This is a genomic window from Enterobacter cloacae complex sp. I3, from assembly GCF_014896175.1.
GTDB lineage: Bacteria > Pseudomonadota > Gammaproteobacteria > Enterobacterales > Enterobacteriaceae > Enterobacter > Enterobacter bugandensis.
The window spans coordinates 1-3,080 of the sequence record NZ_JADBQZ010000036.1 but is presented as its reverse complement, the minus strand read 5'-3'; the positions used below and the strand labels follow the sequence as shown (position 1 = coordinate 3,080).

The following is a 3,080-nucleotide window of genomic DNA, read 5'->3' as shown; positions in this document are numbered from 1 at the left end:
GTATCTGTCGGTTCTTTATTATTTTTAAACCATATAAAAAAGCGGGGGAAAATATCCCCCGCGCTTTCTATTTACCAGGTATATTTCACACCCAGATTTGCTCCCCAGTTCTGGTCAACGTCGCCGCCACCCAGATAAGTCGCATCGGTGTAAGCACTGAAGTTTTTGGTGAAGCTGAACTGGGTGCCCAGCCCCACGCGAACCGCAGAGCCTTCGACGCCGTTATCAATACTGTCAGAGTTGATATCAGCATTATTGTCAGCATCGTCATAGACGTAAGCCAGCTTGAAGTACGGGGTCAGCGCCTGTTCGCCGCCGTAGTTGAAGGTATAACCCGCATCCAGGCCAAGTTCATAACGCATACTGTCGTAAGACTGACCATCGATACGCATGTCGTTGCTCAGCTGGTAGTCGTCGCCTGACTGGAACAGGCCGGAAATCGCCGCGTAAGGAGTGATGTAGCCTGACAGGTTTGGTTTCCAGTCATAGCCCAGCTTCATCCCGAAGCCAACAGCGTCAGAGGTGGTGTCACCGTCAACATACTGACCGTTGCTCATGGTTGCAGAGAGGTCATTGTTAAAGCGGGTGTAGTTCAGTGAGCTGTCGAGGAAGACGTTGTTCGCAAACGTCGCAGACGCGTAGATCATCGCAGTCTGGCTGTCCTGATCGACCTGACCCGTACGATCGCTGATATCGCCTTTCGCAAAACCAGCTGCACCACCGACGATCCACTTCGCATTATTACCGTCAATCTGCGTGTCCAGACCGACCATAATGCCGCTTACGTCCTGATCGTAGCTGACGGTGCCGTTATCCGCGTCAAAATTGCCGCCGAAATAGCTCACCCACGCTCCGCCGTTGTCTGCCAGGCCATGACGGCTGTTGGTCAGACGCGTACCCACGGTATCCTGCTGGAGATTCCAGATATTGGTGTTGGCAGAAGGAATGCTCAGCGCCATGTTGGCGTAGTCAGTCAGCTCTTTCTGCTGGAGAACAACGGTGTCACCCTCCTGCTGCGCCTGATAGGTATAAGCACCTAAATCAGCTTTGTTTGCAGCAGTAAAGCTGGCTGCGGTATCTGCGTTATTGTCGTAGACGCGAATGATCTCTTTGTTTTTGTAGTCGGCAACTGAACCAGCGCCGGTTGCATCGTCGATGCGCACCTTGTAGTTACCGGCAACGTCACCGTTCACCGCCAGATGGCCGTCGGAGTTCAGCGCGACAACACCGTAGTCATACTCCGCGTTGTAGCGATCGTTAGTGATATAGCGTGCGTTGTTCAGATCGCTGTTCAGCACATAATCACGGCTGGCAACGTTGAGCACGCCGCCATCGGTCAGTACCATATTGTGCGTATCAACCTGACCCAGACCCAGCGCCAGCTCGGCACCGTTGTCTACGGTAATGGTGTTTGCATACAGCTCTGCTGTCTCTTCAGTCAGTGCCGCACGGCTATAGCTGTCCAGATACAGGCTGTCGGTTGCCACGGCTCCGCTGTCGCCAATATTCATGGTTGAAGCATTGGTCAGGGTGATTGAATCCGCCAGCAGGCCGGAGTTTTCAACATTGACCTGAGACTGGTTGTTCACCGTCAGCGCATCAATGTTGGAGACCTTGCGGGTATCCCACTCGGAACCGTTATCCAGCGCCACATTGAACAGGCCGCTTTGGTACACCTCTTCACCGGCAACGTGACCGTTGCTGTCGAAGGTAGAATCAGGCCAGATGCTGTTCGGGGACAGAGCGTGCCAGTCAACGTTGCTGTAGCCCTGGCCATACATCTGCGCAGTGCCGATAGCTTCAACGCTGGACTGCGCTGCACCGACCCACTTGCTGCCGTTAGTCAGCGTAACATCCAGTGTATCGGTACCGTCCCAGCCGTTGGTGGTTGGGTTATAGACACCATCTTCAGTGGTATCCGTTGCCGGATCGCCATTCTCGTAGAAGTTGTTATCAAAGGTGCTGGAGAAAAGAATGTCACCCGTTACGGTAGAGTGATCGAAGGTAGCGGTGGTCTGCATGGCGTTATCAGACGCGCCGGCCGCAACGATCAGCGCCGCATCATCCGCAGCCGAGGCGTTGGTTTCACCGTAGTCGCTCGGCTTCGCCGTTTGACCGTAGAACCCGTTGGTGCCCAGATCGCTGTACGCACCAGAGGTCAGCACGGAGTCTTTCACCACCAGCGTATCGGTAAAGACATTGCTGCTGTTAGCAACGCCTTCAACGCCGTCGTATGGTGTGTTATCCAGTTCCTGATAACCCTGCGTCAGCGTGATACCCGCGACGTGGGAGTTGTTCTGAATAACGATATCAGATTCAACGTCCAGGGTAATTGCGTTACCCAGACCATAGGTGTCCAGATAATGCGTTTCAGTATTCTCGCCATTGACGACATCATACGCGTAATGCTCGTAGGCATCGTTGATGGTGGAGTTATCAACGGTCAGGCTAAAACGATCGTACTGGGTATGACTGGTGCCGTCAGTATCCACGCCATCTGCACACGTCGTGGTCATACACTCTGACGTGATCATGCCGTTAATGGTGCTGTTAGAAATACTCAACGCGTTCGCACGGCCATTGACCCCATCATCCAGATAGTAAGTCGAAATAACACCGTTTACGGTTGATTTATTGATGACCGGATAAATGTCACCATCATGGGTGGCATCCGAGTAATCCCAATCTGCGTAGCCATAATACCACGGCGTAGATGCGGTATTATCATATCCAAAAGTATTATATGTCGTACCGGAAATATCTTTCGCATTAGCCTGAGAAGCGATAGCCAGCGTACAAGCTAATGCAAGTTGAGATACAACCAGTTTCTTTTTCCATGTTTGCATTGGGTCATCCCTCCTCAGGGACGTAAGCATGTTTGTCCGTAAATCAATTAGCAATGTTTAATTGCGGAGTGAATTATGCAGTTTCATTCAGAAAAGGTTCAATGAATGATTCATTTAAGTCCGTATCCAGACAATCAGCAGATGTAAAACGAGAGAAAAAGAGCGCTAAATATAAATACTATAAAGAAAAAGTCAAAATAAACTAAACAAGCAAAGGTGATATAAGTTTTATAA

Annotated in this window: 1 protein-coding gene; it reads right to left on the bottom strand. The window is 51.0% G+C overall.

Going from position 1 to position 3,080, the window contains the following annotated elements:
• Positions 1 to 71 precede the first annotated feature (71 nt).
• Positions 72 to 2,846: an autotransporter outer membrane beta-barrel domain-containing protein gene (locus IM271_RS20110; RefSeq protein WP_045259876.1), complete on the bottom strand. Its 2,775-nt coding sequence runs from the start codon at positions 2,844 to 2,846 to the stop codon at positions 72 to 74.
• Between the last annotated feature and the right edge of the window lie 234 nt (positions 2,847 to 3,080).